Below are 21,460 nucleotides of genomic sequence, written 5' to 3'. Positions count from 1 at the left end.
TTTTCTTTAAGAAAGTCAAAAAAGCATTTTTTTCTGCTTAATGCTTTTAATTAAGTTTGTCTAAGTTTTAATTCAGAAATGATAAATAATCTAAAATAATGTCGGAACCCGGAACATTTTTTTAAATTTATACCTTATTAATGTTCGATGAAGAATTTAAATGGCATACAGTCGCTGAGTGTTGTGGGAATAATTTTCAGCATATTTGTTCAGATAACCCTATTTTTTATTGATAAACATATTCATAATATCTGGGCACTATATCCTTCCTGGGCTTTGGTATTTTTTGTGGGATATCTTGTAAAAAAATTTGGAAAAGATGAAGACCATGAACATTAACATGGTCTATCTTTATTATGCACTGATGCGTTTATAAAGGCTTCAAGATTAGGGTCTCCATAAATGCCAAAGGCATCTATAATGGTTCCCATTTTTCCGTCTTCTGTTTCTATTACATATAATACAGCCATATCATCAGGATTAGTGATTCCTTCAAAACGAAAATTGTCTACTACTTTTACCTGATCCTGCTTATAAGATTTACTATCACCTAAATCCACCAAATGATCTTCCACATATTGAAAATCTACAGTATACCCCTTTTGACTTAGCTTTTCCAACTTCTCCACCATTGGAGTTCTGTAGTTTGGCATTTCCGGGTCTTTTTCCTTATACGTGCTCTTCATAATATCTTCTCTCCTTTTGAACTTGGCCCTTTTATAGGTAACAGGACTCCTTTGCAAAAAGTTGAGAAGGTGGAACATTTTATACAGTCATATGAACATTAATAGGTAAAACTGTATGGATCTTCGAATTTAAACTGGTAAGATAATTCACGAATAAGCTTATCAGGGTTAATGACTTTATAATTATTATGCGTTAAAGAGTCTGCAAAATGAGGCTTTTCAAAGTTGTAAGTTTCCGCCAGAAATGTATAAAAATCCTTTTTTAGTGGATGCCTGGGAGCGCAAGCATTAAAAATATTATTCCATTTCTGCTGCCTTATTACTTCAAACAAAATCTGAACGGCATCATCTCTATGTATTAAATTTACAGGCTCATGACCAAAAGTCAGTTCTTTTTTCCCAGCAAAATATTTTATCAATATGCGATCATATCCTGTGAGCCCTCCAAACCTCACCACTGTATATGGCCTTCCAGACTGCACAAATATGTTTTCAGCATTAAAGAGCAATGCATAACCACTGTCTTTAATATCCATAACATCTTCTTCTCTGAGCTCTGAACTTAAACTTTTATAAATGGAAGTAGAAGAAGTGAAGATCAGCTTAGTTCCAGGGGACGTCTTACTTACAAGAAACTCAAGGGATTCAAGATATTTCTGTTCGGATTGCTTTTTCTGAGAAGGTGGCAATGTTACAACAAGAACGTCTGTATCAAAAATATCTTGATCAACTTTGAGATCCTCTAAAAAATTGACCAGAAAAGCCTTGATTCCCAAACTTCTAAGTTGATCGATTTTATTCGCAGTTGTTGTGGAACCTTTTACTACAAAACCTTTCTCAACAAGAAGCTTTCCCAAGGGCAGTCCTAGCCATCCGCAACCTACTATACTTACTTTATCCATCATACCTAAATTTTCTTAAATATAATAAAGGATTAATAGCTTAACTGCATATGATAATATCTTCTTTGCACTCAACAGGGATGGTAGTATTTTTATACGGAGAGGTTCCGATATCCTTCTTCTTCCCGATTTCAATAGCAGATTTCAACGTCTTCTTCAATGGTTCTGGAGAGTTTACCACGGATAAGAATATTGCAAATCCAAATAAAACAATAAATGGCAGAATCATCATGACTCTGCCTTTTTTAGGGCCTTCCATTGCAATGCTATTTAAGAATTAATCTATAGAATAAGAACAATTGTAGATTTTTAAGGGTTTCATTTTTAGTAGCCCTTTGCCAGCAAAAGATAAAGGACATTAATACAGAGTATAGCTTTATGTATATAGATCTCATTTCAGCGATTGAGGATGCCCAACCTGCATTTTTTTTTACTCCGGATATTTCGGGATTTACAAAATTTATAAAAAGCACCAAAATCGAAAAAAGTAAAGAATACATTCATCAGTTATTAGAAGTTATAATAGATTCAAATATTCTGAATTTTAAAACTGCTGAAATACTGGGAGATGCTGTAATGTTTTACAAAACAGGAGATCCACCCGGATTGGATATACTTGAATCTCAGGTAAAGAAGACGTTCCTTGACTTTCACCTTGCGTTACTGGATATAAGAGAAAAGAGCAATATCGAGCCCGAAGAACTGTCCAACCTGACTATAAAAATCATAGTTCACTATGGCTGCATCACTACTACAGAGATTAAAGGTATGTTAAAACTAGTTGGACCTGATGTTATCTTGGCACACCGTATATTAAAAAACAATGTTAAAGAAAAGGAATATCTGCTCATGACAGACCAATACCTACTTACTCAAAATGAAGATATTATCAAAAATAGTTTTACATGGTCAAAGCTTCGAAGTGGATATAAAACTTATGACTACATTGGAAAAGTACATTATAAATTTTTAAGTCTCAGCCATCTGAAGGAAGTAATTGATTCTAGGAAAACTTTAGATGGTATTGCTTTATAGGATGATTGCCGATCTTCAGATATATCAGTATGCTTATGAAAACAAATACGGTTACAATTAACCCAACCATAAAAAAAGTGTAACTGTATCTTAAGAGCTTATATTTTTTCTGCAATACTAATCCCAGATAATATAAATCATTGATCATGTTAGAATATAAGAGAACATCTTCTTTCATTACTTCCATTATAGACACTTCGAATTCAGAGAGACTGAGATGTGTGAAATTTCCAAAGAAAAGAAGATTATGCTTGTCATTCCTTACATCCCCTCTTTCAATTCTATTTGTTACTTTTGGCTTAGCTGACTGAATCGCAAATATCACGCTTCCCAGGCTAGTAGCTATTAGTGTTATCGCAGGAAAAATCAAAGCAGGATTTTCTTTAAGGCTGGTGCCAAAAAAAGAAAATTTGGCTCCTACTACAGTAAGCATCAGGGAGATTATTATAGTATTGATACTAATCATCATATTAGCCTTGTTATCAGCTATAGAACTAAGGTTAATATGATTTCGGTAAACGCTTCTGAACATGGTCTCTATACCACGCTTTGGCTTTTTCCCTTTAATATTTTTCTTTTCTTCATTTTGCCTGTTCGTTTCAACTCTTTTCTTTAGAGTTACAATATTCGATAGTCTTTGAGCTCCATAGAGCTCCTCTGCTTCCCTTGTATAATAGGAAACAGAAGAAAGAAACTTAAGCTGATTTTTATCCCATTCCTCATCTGAGCAACTGCTCATCCCAATATTTTCCCATTCCAATTTCAAAAGCATTGTCTTAGAGGTAAATTCCTTATCACCAGCATGAGAAAAATCTGCATCACATAACAGCATTTCAAGCTTATTTTGGGGAGCCTCCGATCTAGACGTTGCTTTTATACAGCTAAGCACCTTAGCTGTTTTTCCCTTATCGTAATTTTCCCTGGTAAGAAAATCTTCAGCAATACGCATACTTTCAATCTCATGATCCTTATATCCATTTATAAATCCTGTGTCATGAAACCAAGCTGCCAATTCAAGAATTTCCAATTCTTCTGTGCCGAGACCTGCAAGCTTTCCAAGCTGATTGCAGGATTTAACTATTTCACTTGTGTGATAAAAGTTATGATACAAATATTGAGGAGACAATTTATCCCTTAATAGATTAAATACAAAAGGGACTACCTCTCCTAATATTTTAGTAGTATGTTCCATCTAAAAAAAACACTTAAAGTAAAATAGAGTTAATGAAATAACCGGATATAGCTGGTAAGTGTTTACATATCCTTGTCTGATCATAATCTATAGTACTTTCAGTAATAACTGACCAAATTTTCCGAATTCCGACATGAAGTTTTTTCTAGCAATAAATGTTTTTATTCTTTCAATATTGAATGTTTCTTGCATAGATTTACCTTACTACAAAAAAGAAGTAAGAAACTGGAAAACAATTTATCCGGATAGTACTCGACCGGTATTTTCAGTTTATCTTATTGGTGATGCGGGGAGCCCTTCCCTTACAAATCAGGAGCCAACTCTGAAACTTCTCGAACAAACCATTGATAGCGATACAAACAGTGCAGTTATATTTTTAGGAGACAATATTTATTTCGACGGAATGCCGGATCCTTCTGCCAACTCTAGAGAAAAACAGGAAGCTAAACTAATAGAACAACTTAAAATATTTAAGAATTATAAAGGACAAGTATATCTGATCTCAGGAAATCATGACTGGGATTATATGAAAGCCGGAGGATTAAAAGCAATCAAAAGACAGGAAGCTTTTGTAGAAAATTATTTAAAACAAGACAATTCATTCGTTCCTGATAATGCTTGTCCGGGGCCATTTACAAGAATGATACATCCACAGATAGCCTTTGCTGCAATAGATTCTCAATGGTGGTTACATAAATATATTAAGCCATACGGAGCATGCGGCGATTGTGATGCAGAAGATGAAGATGATATGATCGTTCAACTAAAAGACTTTCTTGATAATAACAAAAACAGACATAAACTCATAGTAGCTCATCACCCTTTATACAGCAATGGAAACCATGGAGGCTATTATACTTTTCTGGATTATATGTTTCCTTTAAGGATCATAAGAAAAAATCTATATATCCCTCTTCCTGGTATTGGAGCTATTTATCCTTTATATAGAAAATTCGGAGGTGTGGATCAGGACATTTCACACTACAAATATCAATACTTCAAATCCAGAATAACTTCAATAATAGGCGAATATGATAATCTCATTTATTCTGCGGGACATGATCATAATCTTCAGCTTCATGTAGAGGGCAAAATCAACCATGTTGTAAGCGGGGCAGGTAGCAGACTAAATCCTGTCTCAGCAGGAGGGAATGCATTGTATACCCAACGTGCAAAGGGATTTGCCAGGATTAACTACTATAAGTCTGGACAAGCTTGGATTGAATACTGGATTCCTGAAGGAGATGGTTCAGAGGGAACCATAAAATTCAGGCATAAGCTTTATGAAAAAAAGACCGGAGCATTAGAGCTGTTCTGTTCTCTATCTGAAAAAAACTATAGAGACTCTTCCGTTACTATGGCGGCCTCCGGACAATATCAAACTTCTAAGCTACATCAGTTTTTATTTGGAAACCACTACAGAAAAGACTGGACACAACCTATCACAGTTCCTTATGTCAATCTCAGTAGTGATGAGGGAGGATTAATACCTTATGGAATCGGAGGTGGAAAGCAATCAAAATCCCTTAAGTTAAAAAATCTGGATGGAAGGAAATTTGTACTAAGATCCATAAATAAAAATCCAACTAAAGCTATCCCTGCATCATTCAGAAATACCATAGTGCAGGATTTAGCACAAGATCAAATCTCTGCTCAGCATCCTTATGGCAGCCTTATAGCAGCAAAGATTGCTGAAGCAGTAGGAATATATCACACTAATCCAAGAATAGTATATATTCCCAATGACAGCTGCCTTGGACCTTACCGTGAAGAATTTAAAGGCAGTCTGTCATTTCTGGAAGAAGACGCAAATGATGACCATTCCAATGTTTCCAGCTTGGGTTATTCAAAAAACATCGTTGGTACAGACAAAGTATTTGAAGAAATTGAAGAAGATAATGACAATGTAGTAGATCAAAGATTTTATTTAAGAACACGACTTACAGATATGTTGATGGGGGACTGGGACAGACATGAACGCCAATTTCGATGGACAGATGTTCCTACTGAAAAAGGAAAAATATACAAAGTAATTCCTGAAGACAGAGATCAGGTTTTTTATAAATTTGATGGAGTATTCCCCTCTATACTCAGCAGAAAATGGGCCATCAGAAACCTTCAGAGCTTTGATTACCAATATGGAGACATTGTTGGTCTTAACCTAAGCGCCAAAAATATCGACAGGAGATTTTTAAGTGCTCTTGATGAAAAAGACTGGATAGAGATAGCTGACAGTATCAGCAAGGAACTCACTGACAAAAAGATTGAAGAAGCTGTTAAAGCACTTCCTGATTCTATATACCCAATACATGGACCGGAAATTACAGCCAAACTGAAAAGCAGAAGAAATTTGCTGCATCACGCAGCGCTTAAATATTATCATGCCCTGAACCAATATACTGACATTTATGGAAGTGATAAAGATGAGTATTTCAATGTAGAACGAATAGATGATTCCCAGACGAGAGTTACCATCAACAAAATCAATAAAGAAGGAGAAGTATCCAAGAAATTATATGAGAGGACTTTTAAATTAGATGTAACAAGGGAAATCAGATTATATGGACTTGGAGGAGAAGATAAGTTTGTTCTAAAGGGCGATGTAGATAAAGGAATGAAAGTAAGAATAATAGGTGGTAAAGACCGGGACACCATACTTGACTTCTCAAAGGTGGATGGCTTTGGCAATCGCACATTTATCTATGACACAAACTATGATACTTATATACAAAAAGGGAAAAGTACAAGCAATCAAACTTCATTCAAAGAGAGTATAAACTACACAGGTCTGGATGAGTTCAGGTACAAATACCTTGGGCCCCAGGCAACGCTATATTATAATCCTGATGATGGATTCTATATTGGGGCAGGAGTTTTGTACCAGACATATAAATTCAGGAGTTTGCCTTATGGAGCCAGTCACCGACTCATGGTAAACGTAGCAACCCACACACGTTCAAGAAAATTAGAATATATAGGTGAGATCAAAAACTTTATTAAGAAATATGATTTGTACATTCATGCATTATCCTATGCCCCTGCTTTTGTATTTAACTTTTTCGGATATGGTAATGAAACCCCTGGCAAAATTACAGGAATTGATTTCTATAGGGTACGTTTGTTGCATACAGTGATTAATCCAGCATTATCAAAAAATATCACCAGCTTCTTTAAAATAAATCTTGGACCACTTTATGAGTATTACAGAGTTGAAGACAACTCTGGCACATTGCTATCTGAAACACTTGGAGAGTCTAACCCTGAGATATACAAAGGTCAACAGTTCCTGGGCTTAAGAACTTCATTTGTTTTAGGGACAAGAGACAATATTTACAATCCTACAAGAGGCATATTATTAACTGCAGAAGCCAATATCAGCAAAAGACTCACATACACTAAAGGTTATTACAGACACTTTAAAAGTGAATTTGTAGTATATATTACACCTAACCTGCCCAAACAACTTACACTTGCCATGCGAATTGGCGTTGCTGCAACAGGAGGAGATTTTGAATTTTACCAGGGCAATAGTATAGGTTTAACACAAAACGTAAGAGGATACAGAAAAACAAGGTTCATTGGAGATGATTCTTTCTATCAGAATGTAGAATTACGAGGAGAACTTTTCAACTTTAATGCATACATATTTCCTGCAAAAATCGGTCTAATGGCCTTATTGGATAATGGTCGTGTATATGTACGGGGAGAAAAATCCAGAGAATGGCATACATCTTACGGTCCAGGAGTGTGGATGTCGATCTATGACAGGTTTGTAATGAATGCAACCTATGCTTTTTCAGAAGAAGACCAGTTATTTAATTTCAGGCTAGGATTCTTCTATTAAAAAATGCGTGAAAATATTATTCGTGACAGTAAGATTCCCAATCCTGTAATACCTTTAATATCTTTTCTTCAGTAAGCGGTTTAGTAAGAAATTCACGAACCTTAAACTTTTCTATTTGCCTTATATCATTCTCATTAGAAGAAGTGGAAAGCATAATGATGTTAATATTTTCCTTATTAGGAAGATTTAGAGTATTAAATTCTCTCAGAAACTCTATTCCATCCATTACAGGCATTTTAATATCAAGAAAAATCAGATGAGAACAGTTATTAAAATTCCTGCAAAATTTGTGGACATACTCCAGCCCCTCATATCCATTGGTGGCTGTGGTTATATTACTTGCTACGTTTAATTTTCTAAGAAGACGTTGATTTATGAAATTGGTAATATTATCATCGTCTATCAAAAGTACATTTTCAATTTTCATGCATAATGGAAGTTTATGGTTTTAAACCCCAAAGACTGCTAAAGTAATTTATTAACAGACAATTGTGAAAAATGTTTATAACTTTACTTTCTATTCTGAGCAGAATCAAAAAAATAATTAAATCTAAGGTCCTTAATAGCTAATATAATTAAATTTCCCCCCTAATCTCCCCCACATCCCCCACAGCTGCTACACGAGCTTCCGCAGGAACTACCTCCACTGCCACAACCCGATGAAGAACCATCTCCTCCCAAACTGTTACTTTCATTACCTGCATTCCGTGCAGAAATAAATGTAGGAGCAAGTAATAATGGACCCGCCATAAAATATTTCCAATCCCAATCCTCAATATTTATATGATCATGAGCTGTTGATGCTTTGTAAAAGTCAGGAATAGTTTCTTTTAATATTTGTTTAGTAAGACGTTTGAGAAAAAATATAGTCAATATAAGATAAGCTATTAAAAATACTACCAACCAGAACACAGGCTTTTCTCTTGATATTCCTGTAAAGAGCCTCACAGTACCTGACATGAACACCATTGATATGATTGCAAAGTTCATGTAGTATAACCTTCCAAAGAATTTTGATTTGATATAATATTTTTGAAATGCATCCATTGATCCCGCAATGGAAGAAAATACATGCCGCCCTTTAAGAAGTCTTAAAAGTTCATTATACTTAATTCTACTATGACTTTTCAGGGTCTCCTTTACCACAAATTCATAAATGTTCTCAGCTACAGACTTTGCTTTATTCTTCAATCTGTATTTCTTACTAACATTAATCTTATCTTCTTCAATCATTCGACTCACTATGCCATCAACAAATGGTGACAGATCACAATTTTCAGCATAGATTAACTCAACCGGTGTAAGTTTTTTTAAGAAAGCATATTGAGGTAGTTTATTCAAAAATTCTGACTGCTTTCTCTTATTATAAAAATCCAACAAGCTAAATGATGCCCCACAGCCCAATAATAACATCCACATATAGTACGGATTACCAATTTGTATAACCAGAGGTCTAAACAAATAATAACAAGGCGTTGCAAGAATGACAAAGGCAAAGATGCCTATTAATAAAAAAGTCCTTAAATTAATTGAAGCTTTAGGTAAAGAAAGTGGTCCGTATATATCCGTGTAATTCCATATTTCTTCTGGTTGCTTCCCGAAAGTCTCTTCATATATCACCTTCGTTCTCTCTTTAGCGGCAGCAAATTTCCTATGGTCTTTACTATTATGAGTCGACGGAACATGCTCAATCTTTCTGCCTAACAGATTACAGAATTCATTATAGGACTTTGTAAACACAAGGTGCTGGTGCCAAACAACATCCACTATTTCTGATGGAGATACCATTTTGTCAGAGGTTGCAGCCAGGTACATAAACTTTTTGTATTCCAATATAGCAGACATGGCAAAATTTATTGTCCACTTATTTTCATTTGCAAGGCGGGTAGAAAAACCATAAACATCTGTGGGTTCATCAAGTGCAAAATTTTCGACGCTTTTCCACAATGATGTATTAAATACAATTGACATAAACAAGTCTCAATAATTCAGTAGAATTTTACTTTAGGCGATTCAATAAAGTTACAAAATAAAAGAAAAACACCTAGTGTTCTAAAATCACTCTATATCAAAAAAAATTATACACTGATGCCTAAAAAACTGAACTTAAAATAGCAGGAATCGATCAGGCTGGATGAGTCCTGCTATTTCTCAGGGCAAATCTATTGCTCAGCTATCTTTTTAACGATTTCCAATGCCTTTGGAAAGGTTTTATTAAAATACTCCTGATATTGATTGGTTACATCAACTTCCACATTAAGCTCAGTTATACCATCATTCTCAGAGAGGAAATAACTTTCCTTTGCTCCTTCCCAATCTTCACTTTCTTTTGATTTTGGCTGTTCCTTGCCTTTTAAAATAGTTCCCAGATGTCTGAAGGTCATTTGATCATTGGGTTTCTTTGTTTCTATCACACTAAACATGCCATCGCCCTCAGAAGTCAAAAATTTTATTTTACTTCCTTCTTTCCAATCGCTTTCTGCATATGAGCCTGGACTAAATGCATCTGTCCATTGGCGGTATGAAACATCAGACCAAAGTGCATCCCACACTTTATCTTTTGATGCATTAATTTGTACCGAAAATTTGAGTAATGTCAACGTAACCATAGAAATATCTTTACTGATAAAACAACTTTTGATTTCAAACTGGTTTCAATTCTTTTTATTTATAACTATTTGGATTTATCAAAGCTTACCATCCAACTGGTCCCGAATTTATCTTCACACATGCCAAAATAAGAACCCCAGAATGTATCTGCTAAAGGCATAGAGACTTTTCCTCCCTCCGATAGGGAACTAAAAACTTTATCCGCAATAGATTTGGAATCGGCACTAAAACTTAGGGTAATATTACTGACAACCGGGACTTCACCATATTCAGGATTTGAATCACAGCCCATAAGTATATTTTCTTTTTCTTTATTGATTGGAAGAGAGATATGCATGATTCTGTCTCCAAACTTTGTATCTATTTTAAGATCTTCAGAAGGAGGCATGTCCTTATATTTCTGAATAGTAATAAATTCACCGCCAAATACGGATTTATAAAAGTTAAATGCTTCCTGGCAATTACCGTTGAAAGTCAGATAAGGGTTGATTAATGACATTTGCGTTATAAATTAAGAGTTAAATACTAATACAAAGTAATCTTTCTTAAGTTAAAAAACAGGGGTAAAAAACGACATTTGTAAAGGCCATTTCAGCAAATCAATTCGAAAAACAAACTAAAAGCCCATGAACATTTCTAATCAGGAACCGTCTTATCTAAAACAAAAAAGGGCTATCCTTATTCGGAATAGCCCTTCTAATATTAGTCATCACAAGAATTACATGTGCAACGCTCTGTTCTCAGTAGCAGCAAGACATGCCTCTTTAAATGCTTCCGTATATGTCGGATGTGCATGAGACATTCTTGAAACATCTTCCGCAGATGCTCTGAACTCCATTGCCACAACAGCTTCTGCTATCATATCAGCAGCTCTCGGACCAATGATATGTACACCAAGAATTTCATCTGTCCCTTTATCTGCTAGAACTTTTACAAAACCATCCGTATCCATACTTGCTCTTGCTCTGCCCAATGCTTTGAATGGAAATGATCCTGTTTTATATGCTCTTCCCTGCTCCTTTAATTGATCTTCAGTAAAACCTACTGCAGCCACTTCAGGCCATGTATAAACTACCCCTGGAATCAGATTATAATTAATATGTGGTTTCTGACCAGCCATGTATTCAGCGACAAACACTCCTTCTTCCTCGGCTTTGTGTGCAAGCATTGCACCTCTGACTACATCACCTATTGCATAAATACTAGGAACAGAAGTTTCCAAATGATCATTTACAGCAATTCTTCCTCTTTCATCCAGCTTTACTCCTGCTTTCTCCAGACCTAAGCCTTCTGTATAAGGCCTTCTTCCTACGGATACAAGACAATAATCTCCTTTGAATTCAACTGAATTACCAAGCTTATCATCTGCTTTTACGGTTACTTCTTTTCCTTTTACAGTAGCACCTGTAACTTTATGATTGAAGTAAAATTCAAAGCCTAGTCCTTTTAATACCTTTTGCAACTCTCTTCCAAGAGCTTTATCCATTGTAGGAATAATTGAATCTAAGTATTCAATAACCGTAATCTTTGTTCCCAGTCTTGCATAAACAGAACCTAGCTCAAGACCAATTACACCACCTCCTATCACAATCATGTGCTTAGGAATTTCTGTAAGATTAAGCGCTTCTGTAGAAGTAATAATTCTTTGCTTATCGATAGCAATTGACGGCAAAGAAGATGGTTTTGAACCTGTAGCAATAATTGTCTTCTTAGTGGTGATGGTTTTGTTTCCATCAGCTCCGGCTATCTGAATTGTATTTTTATCCAGGAATGAACCAAGACCAGTATAAACATCAATTTTATTTTTCTTCATTAAAAAGTTGATGCCCTCTACCGTTTTGCTCACGACATCGCCTTTTCTCTGTATCATTTGCTTAATATTCGCCTTCAGGTCTTTTAACTCTATACCATGCGATTTGAAAGCATGAGCTGCATTATGATAATGCTCTGAAGAATCAAGCAATGCTTTGGATGGTATACAACCTACATTAAGACAAGTACCTCCAAGCGAAGTATATTTCTCAACCAGAGCTGTTTTCATTCCTAACTGGGCACATCTGATGGCAGCAACATAACCGCCAGGACCCGAACCAATAACTACAACATCATATGTCATATGATCAGAAATTTAAAAAGTTAAAATTGTGAAATGTTTTATTCGAAATATCTGACAAACTGCCTCAGGCTTCTTCGCTCAATATTGGCATTTTCGTCCTTTGCAAAACTTATAATCTCGCCATCCCTGGCATCTATAACAACGTGCAGGTAATAAATATTCCCTTCAAAAGCTTCCATTCCTCCACCTGCTGTACCTTCAAAGCTCTTTCCTCTTCCCAGAACATCTGTATAAGGTATAACAGCTGTATATGCAGCTGTACTATCAGATACTTTTATCTTTTCTGTAATCTCCGCAAAATCTGTCAATTTATACTTCTGAGTATACTCTTCAGAAACATATTCGAATGTTTTGAAAACACGTTTCAGTTGAAGCGTATCTATATTCAGTGTACGATCCTTCAGAGTCTGAGCTTTTGCTGCAATAGATTTGAAATACTCCTTATCAGAAAAACTTGGCTCCAGCTTTTTATAAGCAATCAACTTGCTAATCTGCTGAATGGCGACAATAAAGTCCCCTTCAATAGGTGCAGATACTGCTGTCCGGAATTTATAAAACGGCCTCTCAAAATTTTCTGACAAAGCCAGTTCAAAATACCCATGCTCTTTAGCATTCCATAATACAGATCTTGGGTCTACCTCAGGGCTAAGTTTTCCAAGAAGAGGATTTTTCTGAGACCTGAGAGAAGAAAATTCGAGGGTAAAATATTCTGTATTTTTTGCAGCATACAATTTCCTCACTTGTGAAAGGTCCATGAATTCTATTGAAATGGAATCCCAATATTCAGGGACAATCGACTTCAACAAATCATTATTTCTTTTGCCCCAGGCTTGGGTTGTATCTGCAAGTACTACAATTAGTTTTCTTTCCTTAATTTTCCTGGCATCACTCGCCTTTATGTCAAAAATCTGAGCACGGCCTTGTGATGATGCGAAAATCAGAGAAAGAAAAACTAATAGCAGTCTGAAATACATATTTCTTATATACCTAATAATAATCTTGAAGGATCTTCAAGAAGTTGTTTTACTCTCACAAGGAAACCAACAGACTCTCTTCCATCGATGATTCTGTGGTCATATGAAAGCGCTACATACATAATCGGACGAATCACCACTTGTCCGCCAACAGCAACAGGTCTTTCAACAATATTGTGCATTCCAAGTATGGCAGACTGAGGAGCATTGATAATTGGAGTAGAAAGCATAGAACCGAAAATTCCACCATTTGTGATAGTGAAAGTACCTCCTGTCATTTCATCAATAGTAAGCTTATTGTCTCTCGCACGTCCAGCAAGTCTTACAACTTCTTTTTCTATCTGATCAAAAGACATTGACTCCGCATTACGGATTACAGGAACTACAAGTCCTTTAGGTGCTGAAACTGCAATTGACACATCACAGAAGTCGTTATAAACGATTTCCTCCCCCTCAATGTAAGCATTTACCGCAGGGAACTCACGAAGAGCCAGACAGCATGCCTTAGTAAAGAAGGACATAAAGCCCAAACCTACCTGATACTTATCTTTGAACTGATCCTTATACTTGGCTCTTAGATCCATGATTGGCTTCATATCTACCTCATTAAAAGTAGTTAGCATCGCTGTTTCGTTTTTCACAGCTACCAATCTTCTTGACACAGTCTTTCTCAGACTTGTCATTTTTTCTCTTCTCTGGCTTCTTGCGCCGCTTTGAACCGAAGGTTTAGAAGTTTCTGCAGGTTTCGCAACCGGAGCACTTTCCTTTTTCACTGCTTCAGCATTCAAGGCATCTTCTTTAGTAATTCTTCCATCCTTGCCTGTACCTGCTACTGCAGTAGGAGAAATACCTTTTTCTGCAAGTATCTTACCTGCAGCAGGTGAGGTATGCCCTTTAGCGTAGTCAGTATCTCCTGTAACAGGAGCAGCTGCAGTTTTTGCTCCCGCCTTGACACCTGATATTTTACAAATCGCAGCTCCAATCGGAAGAACAGCTCCCTCCTGAGCAATAATTTCTAATGCACCGGAAGCTTCAGCTGTAAGCTCAAAAGTTGCTTTATCAGATTCCAATTCGCAAAGAACTTCTTCAGCAGCAACTGCTTCTCCATTCTTTTTAAACCATCGGGCAAGTGTTACTTCTGAGATCGATTCTCCAACAGTTGGAACCTTCATTTCTATGACAGAACTTCCTGAAGTTTGAGCAGGAACTTCTTCTTTTGCGGCTTCTTTAGGCTTAGCTTCACTCTTGCCACTTGGCTCAATTTCGCAAAGAAGTCCGCCAATTACGACAGTTTCGCCTTCTTTCGCTTTGATACGAAGGATACCTGCCGTTTCAGCATTTAATTCAAAGGTCGCTTTGTCCGACTCAAGTTCACAAAGAAGCTCATCTGCATTAACAAAGTCCCCGTCTTTCTTATTCCATCTTGCAACCGTTACTTCTGATATAGATTCCCCGACTACCGGGACTTTTATTTCTAAAGCCATTCTCTTTATTATTTAGTGAAAAAGGTTATTAATTCAATTATTATGCAAAAGCTTGTTGTACAAGGTCTTTTTGTGATTCATTATGAGCTTTCAGGTACCCCACCGCAGGAGAAGCAGCCTCATCTCTGGCAACTACATCTATATCGGCTTTCTTATACAGATTTCTCAATATATACTCCCATGCTCCCATGTTTACCGGTTCTTCCTGAACCCAAAGGACTTTGGCACCTTTGTACTTATTAAGAACAGTATTCAACTGATCCTGAGCAAGTGGATATAATTGCTCAAGTCTTACGATAGCAACATCGCTTCTCTTATTGTTTACCTTCTCTTCAAGTAGATCGTAATAAACCTTTCCAGTGCACAATAAAAGTTTTTTCACTTTTTTAGGATCTGCCTCTTTGTCGTCAATTATCTCTCTGAACTTTCCACTTGTGAATTCACTCATCGGAGAAATTACTGCAGGGTTTCTTAACAGCGATTTAGGAGACATAACGATCAAAGGCTTTCTGAACGGCCAGGTCACTTGTCTTCTCAAAGCATGGAAGAAGTTTGAAGGCTCAGTTATGTTTGCAACAATAATGTTATAATCAGCACCTAGTTCTATAAATCTTTCCAGTCTTGCACTTGAGTGTTCGGGGCCTTGTCCTTCATAGCCATGTGGCAACAGCATTACAACTCCATTCTGCCTTTGCCACTTGGTCTCGGAACTTGAAATAAACTGATCAATCATTACCTGCGCTCCATTGGCAAAATCACCAAATTGTGCTTCCCAGATCACTAGCGCATTAGGATTGGCCATTGCATAGCCATACTCAAAACCAAGAACAGCGTTTTCAGAAAGTAGTGAGTTGTAAATTCTAAAGCTTTTCTGGTTATCTGCAATGTTATTAAGAGTAAAGTATGGCTCATTTGTTTCAGCATCTTTCAGAACAGCATGCCTGTGAGAGAAAGTACCTCTCTGAACATCCTGTCCGCTTATTCTTACAATCTTTCTGTCAAGAAGAAGCGAACCATAAGCAAGTAATTCAGCACTAGCCCAGTTCAATACTTTAGTTTCAAAGAACTGCTCTTTCCTTTCCTTAAGAAGTTTTTCAATTTGCTTCAAAGGCTTGAAACCATCCGGAATAGTTGAAAGAGCATTACCAACTTTATCGACAGTTTCCTGTGAAATAAATGTTTCCGGTGATTGTTCAAAATCAGCAGGAGTAGAGCGTCTTAGCTCTTGCCACTCTTTCTCCATTTTCTGGAAAGTATATGGAAGAGCTTTTTGCTTCACCTGATTCAAACGATCCTGAAGCATCTCTCTAAACTCCTTATCCATATTTTTCGCAAGTTGAGCATCAACATCACCCTTATCAATAAGTTTTTTGTTGTATACTTCTCTTGGATTCGGATGTCTTGCAATAATATTGTACAGAGATGGCTGTGTAAATTTAGGCTCATCACTTTCATTGTGACCGTGTCTTCTGTAGCACACCATATCAATGAAAATGTCTCTCTGGAATTTTTGTCTGTATTCTGCTGCTACCTTCATACAGAAGACCACGGCTTCAGGATCATCACCATTAACGTGAAGTACCGGAGCATCTATGATTTTTGCGACATCTGTACAATAGATACTGGAACGCGCATCATCAAAGTCTGTAGTAAAACCAACCTGATTATTGATCACAAAGTGGATTGTTCCACCTACATTATACCCCGGAAGCTTAGACATCTGAGCGATTTCATAAACAATTCCCTGACCCGCAACAGCAGCATCACCGTGAATCAATACCGGAAGGATTTTTTTGTAATCGTATTTATAGATTCTGTCTGCTTTTGCTCTTACATAACCCAGAACTACAGGATCTACAGCCTCAAGGTGAGAAGGGTTGGGAGCAAGCTTCAGATAAACTTTCTTGTTATTAACAGTAGTAACCTCACTTGAATATCCCATGTGATACTTCACATCGCCATCACCCATCGTAAGGTCTGGAACTGCTGTACCCTCAAACTCATTGAAGATATGCTCATAGGTTTTATTCATGATATTGGCAAGAACGTTTAGTCTTCCCCTATGTGCCATACCAATCACAACTTCTTCTACACCATGTTCAGCTCCTATATTGATTAAAACATCAAGAGCTGGAATTGTAGTTTCACCACCTTCCAGAGAGAATCTTTTCTGACCAATGTATTTCGTGTGAAGGAAGTTTTCAAAAACAACGGCTTCATTCAGTTTATAAAGAATCCTTTTCTTTTCCTCAGCAGTTAACCTATAATTGAGAGATTCCTTCTCTACTTTATCTTTAATCCACTCTAAAATTTCAGGCTCTCTAATATAAGAATATTCGAAGCCTATCGGGCCTTCATATATATATTTTAAAGTCTCAATAATTTTGCGCAAAGAAGCTCCTGGAATCCCCAATTGCTCACCTGCCTGAAAAGGAGTATCAAGATCAGCATCTGAAAGACCAAAATCCCTGAGATCGAGTAAAGCTTTTCTGTCTTTTCTTTCTCTTACAGGGTTGGTTTTAGATTTTAAATGGGCTCTGCTTCTATAGGAATGGATTAACTGACTGACTTTAATTTCCTTTAGAACTGCATCTGAAGAAACTGTTGCGCCCTTTGCGGCATGACCATTAGTTTTGCCACCATTTTCTCCGAACTTCTGAGTTGAAAAATCAAAACCTTCGAAAAATTTTTGCCAGCTGTAATCTACTGACTCAGGATTTTCTTTGTAGCTTTTGTAAAGTTCATCCAGGTAATCTGTGTGAGCATTACTGATATATGAATATTTTTCCATTTAAATTATAATTATTAAAGCAAATATGCAATTTTTATTCTAATCCACATAATCGAACATTCGCATGTTCAAATATCTCTATAATTCAATTAATTAACCTCTTACAAAGTCCTCCAGATACGCGAACTTTTCTGTAAGCTTTCCTCCCTTTGTTATAGTTGCTTTCTCAATTGTTCGATCCTTATCATCACCAAGAAGGTTCGGGAGTACATTTTCAATCAGTTGTCTTCCAAAGTCTTTACTTGCATCTCTCGCAAGTTCCCCTGGAAGATTATCAATTGCCATCACAGTTATATTATCATGATTTGAAAAGGCCAATTCCAACTCCCCTGTAAATGGATTGTAGTCATATACGGGATCATTTATCGTTGAAGGGCGTTTAGTACATGGTATAGAACCGTCTATATCACAGGTAATATCTGCAATGATCTTTATCCTAAAATCGTCTCTCAGCATATCTTCTTTGGTAAAAAGTGCTGGAGCCTTAGGATTCCAATATGCACCGGCAATAAGAAGATCCGTAACTTTTTCATATTTATAAAAAGTTGAATAAAATCTTTCAGGATGGCTATAAAACTCCTCCCCGGACCATGCCTCTCCATTTCTTTTTTTATGATAATCTGCAGATCTGAGTTGACAATAAACCGGATAAGAGAAATTTTGGGCCAGGAAATCAGAAGCTGAAACTTTGGCAATTTTAAGCTCCTTTAATATTTCAATCGCCCCATTACTTACTCTTCCACCGCCTGTTAAAGCAATTTTAATTGGAGGTAAGGTCACTTTTTTTAGTTCTTGTTTTAATTCCGAATAATCAAAACAAGCATAAGCCCTTTTCAAATCATACAGACCAAATCTTTGACCATATGTATAAAAAGCATTATAAGTACCAACAATCCCGGCATATCTGCCAAAAGCGATAATTCTGTTACTATTTTTATCTGTCAAAACCTCATAGTCAATAAGCCTGATTCTCTTTTCAAGGATCGTCTGCAATAATTTCTTATTGTGAGGTTGTTTCTTAATAGTATGAGAAAAAAAGAAATAGGTTTTATCATGAAGCAAAAGTGGAATAGGTACTTCTTTCACTCCAAAAAGAATATGACAACAAGATAAATCTTCCTGCAAAGGAAAACCAAGCGACTCATACTCAGAATCTTTAACACAACGTTCAGGACTAGGCTGAATAAAAAATTTAACAAAAGGATATTTTTCGCTTATTGCCTTACATTGTTCCGGTAACAAAGGAACTCTCCTGTCTGTTGGAATTCTGCCTTCTCTTAGAATTCCTATGTTTATCGTTTTCATGGCTAAATTAACATTTAAAAATCCTCATACGGACAAATTTTCCCTTGCTGTTTCATAAACAGGTCTAAATATCTTAATTTGCAAGGAAATTTGAACCTGAATTCTCTCAATATTTTATGTACAACAACAAAAAAGTCGTGGTAGTGCTGCCGGCATATAATGCGGAACTTACATTAAAGAAAACATTTGACGAGATTCCCTTTGATATTGTCGATGAAGTAATTCTTGTAGATGATGCAAGTAAAGACCAGACTGCAAAAGTGGCTAGGGAAATAGGGATAAAACATGTGGTTGTTCATACTCAGAATAAGGGTTATGGTGGAAATCAAAAAACCTGTTACGATACTGCCCTGAAACTAGGTGCTGATATTGTTATAATGCTACATCCTGATTATCAATACACGCCTAAACTGATTCATGCCATGACCAGCATAATCGGAAATGATTTGTATCAGGTAGTCCTGGGAAGCAGAATTCTCGGTAAAGGTGCTCTTAAAGGAGGAATGCCAATGTATAAATATATTGCCAACAGATTCCTTACCTTGTCACAGAATATTCTGATCAATCAGAAATTAAGTGAGTACCATACTGGTTACAGAGCTTTTTCGAAAACCGCACTGGAAGCAATAGCCTACCATAAAAACTCTGATGATTTTGTTTTTGACAATCAAATGCTTTCTCAGATTTTTATGGCAGGTTTTGAAATTGCAGAAGTTACTTGTCCAACTAAATATTTTAAAGAAGCTTCTTCAATCAACTTTAAAAGAAGTTCTATATATGGCTTAGGAGTATTGAAAGTTTCTCTGACTCACTTCTTCCACAAGCTGGGAATTATCAAATCTCCCATTTATTCAAAATAAATCATTATCAGGGTAAACGGCGATAGAATAAAAAGCCGTTTTTCCCTCCTATTTTTTCAACTCCCGGAGCTTTTTCCAGGTCTCCTTCACGTCCTACTTTGGTTATAAAATAGGCTGGCTTGTCTAACTTTCCTGTTAACAAAACATTTAAATCAACGGGATTTCCATTATTATATCCAGGTTTTCTTTGAGAATAGAAATATTGAGCATAACTCTTATACCCGACTACTTCAACATATACATCCTTTCCTTGCAAGCTTTCAAAAAATTCAATGGCAGCTGCCTGTGAATATTTTTCAACTTTGGGAACTACCAATGCCATTGACAGCTCTATAACTATCATTGTTGAACAACAGATTAGAATTGCTGCACGGGTAACCTGGTCCTTTGATAAAAGCACAAGAGCAACGATAACAGCAATCAGGTAAAAGGCCCCTGCAAGAGATTCAAAGCCGGACCAATGAACTACAGCATCCATGTTCGCTCTCGCAAAACGGTCTGGAAATAATTTATCCAGAGGTAATTTATCCTTAAACTTATAGAACAAAGGAAGAAGGATTAAAGCGAGGCTTACAGTAATGCCAATAACACCAAAACTTATATTAAAATACTTTTTTAAGCGCAACTTTCTGGTATCTATTTTATATAGGGCATAAGCAGCTAAGAAAGTAATCGGGAAATAACAGAAAGAAGAATAGTGCACTATTTTAGTTTTTACTATGGAAAACAAAATAAGTACAACTAAAAGAGAAATGGTTATCCATAACTTCAAATCCTTCTGTCTGTACGTGTCAGTATATACTTTACCAAATGATTTATAGACAAACAAGGAAGCTGGAAAACAGCCTAGTAACAATACTACAAAATGATAGTAAAACGGCCCCCCGTGGCCTGCATCCTGGGTTTTGAATAAACGAATCTGATAGTCTATAAACTCTTCAATAAACCAAAAACCGTTTTTAATAATTTCTAAGCCAAACCATAGAAAAGCAACCAGGCCTGCAGTAAAGAAAAACATCGCAATTTCTGTAAACTTGAAAACACCCGGCTTTCTTCTAACTGCCATAAAGGATAAAGAAACAAGTATAGCTATCAGCATTGCAACGGGGCCTTTAGTCAATACGCCCAGGCCGATAAAAATTCCGGCTAACAAAATTTCAACTCTTCTTTTTCCTCCTTTCTGATAATCCTCTGAAGCTACTAAACTCAGAAAGTAAATTCCCAGAAATATACAAAGGTTAAATAGTGGGTCAATAATTCCGGATTTAAAATAAAAATGGGGCAAAAAGGATCCGGCATAAAACATTACCCAGAACAACCCAAATTTTAAATCAAACTCTTTTGTTCCTATTTTAAAGATAGCAAGAAGAGTAATAATACCAATTATGGCATTCGGGAAACGCGCTGCGAATTCATTAAATCCAAACAAATGCATGCTTGCTGCTTGCAACCAGAAGAATAGTGGAGGCTTCTCCCAGAAAGGCTGGTAGTTGATTTGAACCCGGAAATAATCCCCGCTAAGAATCATTTCCCTTGAAGACTCTGCAAAGTTTATTTCATCCCAATCAAATAGATGCACACTCCCCAGAAACGGTAAAAATAAAACAGCCCCGGCCAGAGCAATTATAAGGTAATAGGGAAGATAACGCAGATACATAGAT

18 protein-coding genes are annotated in these 21,460 nt (G+C 36.3%); 4 read left to right on the top strand and 14 right to left on the bottom strand.

Annotated features, from left to right (window positions below):
* Nucleotides 1-147 precede the first annotated feature (147 nt).
* Nucleotides 148-339 (top strand): hypothetical protein, encoded by a 192-nt coding sequence (locus MYP_RS09900; protein ID WP_045462268.1) that lies wholly within the window; start codon nucleotides 148-150, stop codon nucleotides 337-339.
* Here the strand turns inward: MYP_RS09900 and MYP_RS09895 are convergent.
* The 3 genes from MYP_RS09895 to MYP_RS09885 form a co-directional block, all read right to left on the bottom strand.
* Nucleotides 336-686: a hypothetical protein gene (locus MYP_RS09895; protein WP_156140468.1), complete on the bottom strand. Its 351-nt coding sequence runs from the start codon at nucleotides 684-686 to the stop codon at nucleotides 336-338. The genes MYP_RS09900 and MYP_RS09895 overlap by 4 nt on opposite strands.
* A 98-nt stretch (nucleotides 687-784) precedes the next feature.
* Nucleotides 785-1,591, bottom strand: coding sequence for an NAD(P)H-binding protein (locus MYP_RS09890; RefSeq protein ID WP_156140466.1), 807 nt, complete (start codon nucleotides 1,589-1,591; stop codon nucleotides 785-787).
* A 37-nt stretch (nucleotides 1,592-1,628) separates the two neighbouring features.
* A complete protein-coding gene (locus MYP_RS09885; protein ID WP_045462264.1) occupies nucleotides 1,629-1,847 on the bottom strand; it encodes a hypothetical protein in 219 nt (72 codons plus the stop codon).
* Between the two features lie 119 nt (nucleotides 1,848-1,966).
* Here MYP_RS09885 and MYP_RS09880 point away from each other — a divergent pair, with 119 nt between their 5' ends.
* Nucleotides 1,967-2,623: a DUF2652 domain-containing protein gene (locus MYP_RS09880; RefSeq protein ID WP_045462262.1), complete on the top strand. Its 657-nt coding sequence runs from the start codon at nucleotides 1,967-1,969 to the stop codon at nucleotides 2,621-2,623.
* On the opposite strand, the gene MYP_RS09875 is transcribed toward MYP_RS09880, so the two are convergent.
* Nucleotides 2,592-3,815, bottom strand: coding sequence for a Pycsar system effector family protein (locus tag MYP_RS09875; protein WP_045462260.1), 1,224 nt, complete (start codon nucleotides 3,813-3,815; stop codon nucleotides 2,592-2,594). The genes MYP_RS09880 and MYP_RS09875 overlap by 32 nt on opposite strands.
* A 133-nt stretch (nucleotides 3,816-3,948) precedes the next feature.
* On the opposite strand from MYP_RS09875, the gene MYP_RS09870 reads away from it, so the two are divergent.
* Nucleotides 3,949-7,659, top strand: coding sequence for a metallophosphoesterase (locus MYP_RS09870; protein ID WP_045462258.1), 3,711 nt, complete (start codon nucleotides 3,949-3,951; stop codon nucleotides 7,657-7,659).
* 16 nt (nucleotides 7,660-7,675) lie between these two features.
* Here MYP_RS09870 and MYP_RS09865 read toward each other — a convergent pair whose 3' ends face one another.
* The 9 genes from MYP_RS09865 to MYP_RS09825 all read right to left on the bottom strand — a co-directional run bounded on the left by MYP_RS09865 (nucleotide 7,676) and on the right by MYP_RS09825 (nucleotide 18,939).
* Complete coding sequence (locus MYP_RS09865; protein WP_045462255.1) at nucleotides 7,676-8,086, bottom strand: response regulator; 411 nt, start codon at nucleotides 8,084-8,086, stop codon at nucleotides 7,676-7,678.
* A 161-nt stretch (nucleotides 8,087-8,247) separates the two neighbouring features.
* Nucleotides 8,248-9,630, bottom strand: coding sequence for a hypothetical protein (locus MYP_RS09860; RefSeq protein WP_045462252.1), 1,383 nt, complete (start codon nucleotides 9,628-9,630; stop codon nucleotides 8,248-8,250).
* A gap of 191 nt (nucleotides 9,631-9,821) precedes the next feature.
* A complete protein-coding gene (locus MYP_RS09855; RefSeq protein WP_045462249.1) occupies nucleotides 9,822-10,268 on the bottom strand; it encodes an ATPase in 447 nt (148 codons plus the stop codon).
* A 65-nt stretch (nucleotides 10,269-10,333) separates the two neighbouring features.
* Nucleotides 10,334-10,768, bottom strand: a complete 435-nt coding sequence (locus tag MYP_RS09850) for a VOC family protein (RefSeq protein ID WP_045462246.1) — start codon at nucleotides 10,766-10,768, stop codon at nucleotides 10,334-10,336.
* A gap of 219 nt (nucleotides 10,769-10,987) precedes the next feature.
* Entirely contained in the window at nucleotides 10,988-12,385 is a 1,398-nt protein-coding gene (gene lpdA / locus MYP_RS09845; protein ID WP_045462243.1) for a dihydrolipoyl dehydrogenase, read from the bottom strand.
* A gap of 38 nt (nucleotides 12,386-12,423) precedes the next feature.
* Entirely contained in the window at nucleotides 12,424-13,359 is a 936-nt protein-coding gene (locus MYP_RS09840; RefSeq protein WP_045462240.1) for a hypothetical protein, read from the bottom strand.
* 5 nt (nucleotides 13,360-13,364) lie between these two features.
* Nucleotides 13,365-14,843 carry a 2-oxoglutarate dehydrogenase complex dihydrolipoyllysine-residue succinyltransferase gene (odhB, locus tag MYP_RS09835; RefSeq protein WP_045462237.1) on the bottom strand — a complete coding sequence of 493 codons (1,479 nt, stop codon included), beginning with the start codon at nucleotides 14,841-14,843 and terminating at the stop codon, nucleotides 13,365-13,367.
* 40 nt (nucleotides 14,844-14,883) lie between these two features.
* On the bottom strand, nucleotides 14,884-17,634 hold the full coding sequence (locus MYP_RS09830; RefSeq protein WP_045462234.1) for a 2-oxoglutarate dehydrogenase E1 component: 2,751 nt from the start codon (nucleotides 17,632-17,634) through the stop codon (nucleotides 14,884-14,886).
* 93 nt (nucleotides 17,635-17,727) lie between these two features.
* Nucleotides 17,728-18,939, bottom strand: coding sequence for an NAD(P)-dependent oxidoreductase (locus MYP_RS09825; protein ID WP_045462231.1), 1,212 nt, complete (start codon nucleotides 18,937-18,939; stop codon nucleotides 17,728-17,730).
* Nucleotides 18,940-19,055: 116 nt separating this feature from the next.
* Between MYP_RS09825 and MYP_RS09820 the strand changes: the two genes are divergently transcribed.
* A complete protein-coding gene (locus MYP_RS09820) occupies nucleotides 19,056-19,799 on the top strand; it encodes a glycosyltransferase family 2 protein (RefSeq protein WP_045462228.1) in 744 nt (247 codons plus the stop codon).
* A gap of 7 nt (nucleotides 19,800-19,806) precedes the next feature.
* On the opposite strand, the gene MYP_RS09815 is transcribed toward MYP_RS09820, so the two are convergent.
* Nucleotides 19,807-21,456, bottom strand: coding sequence for an ArnT family glycosyltransferase (locus MYP_RS09815; RefSeq protein WP_045462225.1), 1,650 nt, complete (start codon nucleotides 21,454-21,456; stop codon nucleotides 19,807-19,809).
* Between the last annotated feature and the right edge of the window lie 4 nt (nucleotides 21,457-21,460).

Source organism: Sporocytophaga myxococcoides, assembly GCF_000775915.1.
Taxonomy (GTDB): Bacteria; Bacteroidota; Bacteroidia; order Cytophagales; family Cytophagaceae; genus Sporocytophaga; species Sporocytophaga myxococcoides_A.
Note: the sequence above shows the minus strand (reverse complement) of the source record. Positions and strands in the feature narration are given on the sequence as shown.

Bases quoted from the DNA above. Each gene is read 5' to 3' on its own strand.
- odhB (WP_045462237.1), bottom strand. From the start codon at position 14,843: ATGGCTTTAGAAATAAAAGTCCCGGTAGTCGGGGAATCTATATCAGAA.
- MYP_RS09820 (WP_045462228.1), top strand. From the start codon at position 19,056: ATGTACAACAACAAAAAAGTCGTGGTAGTGCTGCCGGCATATAATGCG.
- MYP_RS09825 (WP_045462231.1), bottom strand. From the start codon at position 18,939: ATGAAAACGATAAACATAGGAATTCTAAGAGAAGGCAGAATTCCAACA.
- MYP_RS09900 (WP_045462268.1), top strand. From the start codon at position 148: ATGAAGAATTTAAATGGCATACAGTCGCTGAGTGTTGTGGGAATAATT.
- MYP_RS09855 (WP_045462249.1), bottom strand. From the start codon at position 10,268: ATGGTTACGTTGACATTACTCAAATTTTCGGTACAAATTAATGCATCA.
- lpdA (WP_045462243.1), bottom strand. From the start codon at position 12,385: ATGACATATGATGTTGTAGTTATTGGTTCGGGTCCTGGCGGTTATGTT.
- MYP_RS09830 (WP_045462234.1), bottom strand. From the start codon at position 17,634: ATGGAAAAATATTCATATATCAGTAATGCTCACACAGATTACCTGGAT.
- MYP_RS09840 (WP_045462240.1), bottom strand. From the start codon at position 13,359: ATGTATTTCAGACTGCTATTAGTTTTTCTTTCTCTGATTTTCGCATCA.
- MYP_RS09875 (WP_045462260.1), bottom strand. From the start codon at position 3,815: ATGGAACATACTACTAAAATATTAGGAGAGGTAGTCCCTTTTGTATTT.
- MYP_RS09880 (WP_045462262.1), top strand. From the start codon at position 1,967: ATGTATATAGATCTCATTTCAGCGATTGAGGATGCCCAACCTGCATTT.
- MYP_RS09850 (WP_045462246.1), bottom strand. From the start codon at position 10,768: ATGTCATTAATCAACCCTTATCTGACTTTCAACGGTAATTGCCAGGAA.
- MYP_RS09885 (WP_045462264.1), bottom strand. From the start codon at position 1,847: ATGGAAGGCCCTAAAAAAGGCAGAGTCATGATGATTCTGCCATTTATT.
- MYP_RS09815 (WP_045462225.1), bottom strand. From the start codon at position 21,456: ATGTATCTGCGTTATCTTCCCTATTACCTTATAATTGCTCTGGCCGGG.
- MYP_RS09890 (WP_156140466.1), bottom strand. From the start codon at position 1,591: ATGATGGATAAAGTAAGTATAGTAGGTTGCGGATGGCTAGGACTGCCC.
- MYP_RS09865 (WP_045462255.1), bottom strand. From the start codon at position 8,086: ATGAAAATTGAAAATGTACTTTTGATAGACGATGATAATATTACCAAT.
- MYP_RS09870 (WP_045462258.1), top strand. From the start codon at position 3,949: ATGAAGTTTTTTCTAGCAATAAATGTTTTTATTCTTTCAATATTGAAT.
- MYP_RS09895 (WP_156140468.1), bottom strand. From the start codon at position 686: ATGAAGAGCACGTATAAGGAAAAAGACCCGGAAATGCCAAACTACAGA.
- MYP_RS09860 (WP_045462252.1), bottom strand. From the start codon at position 9,630: ATGTCAATTGTATTTAATACATCATTGTGGAAAAGCGTCGAAAATTTT.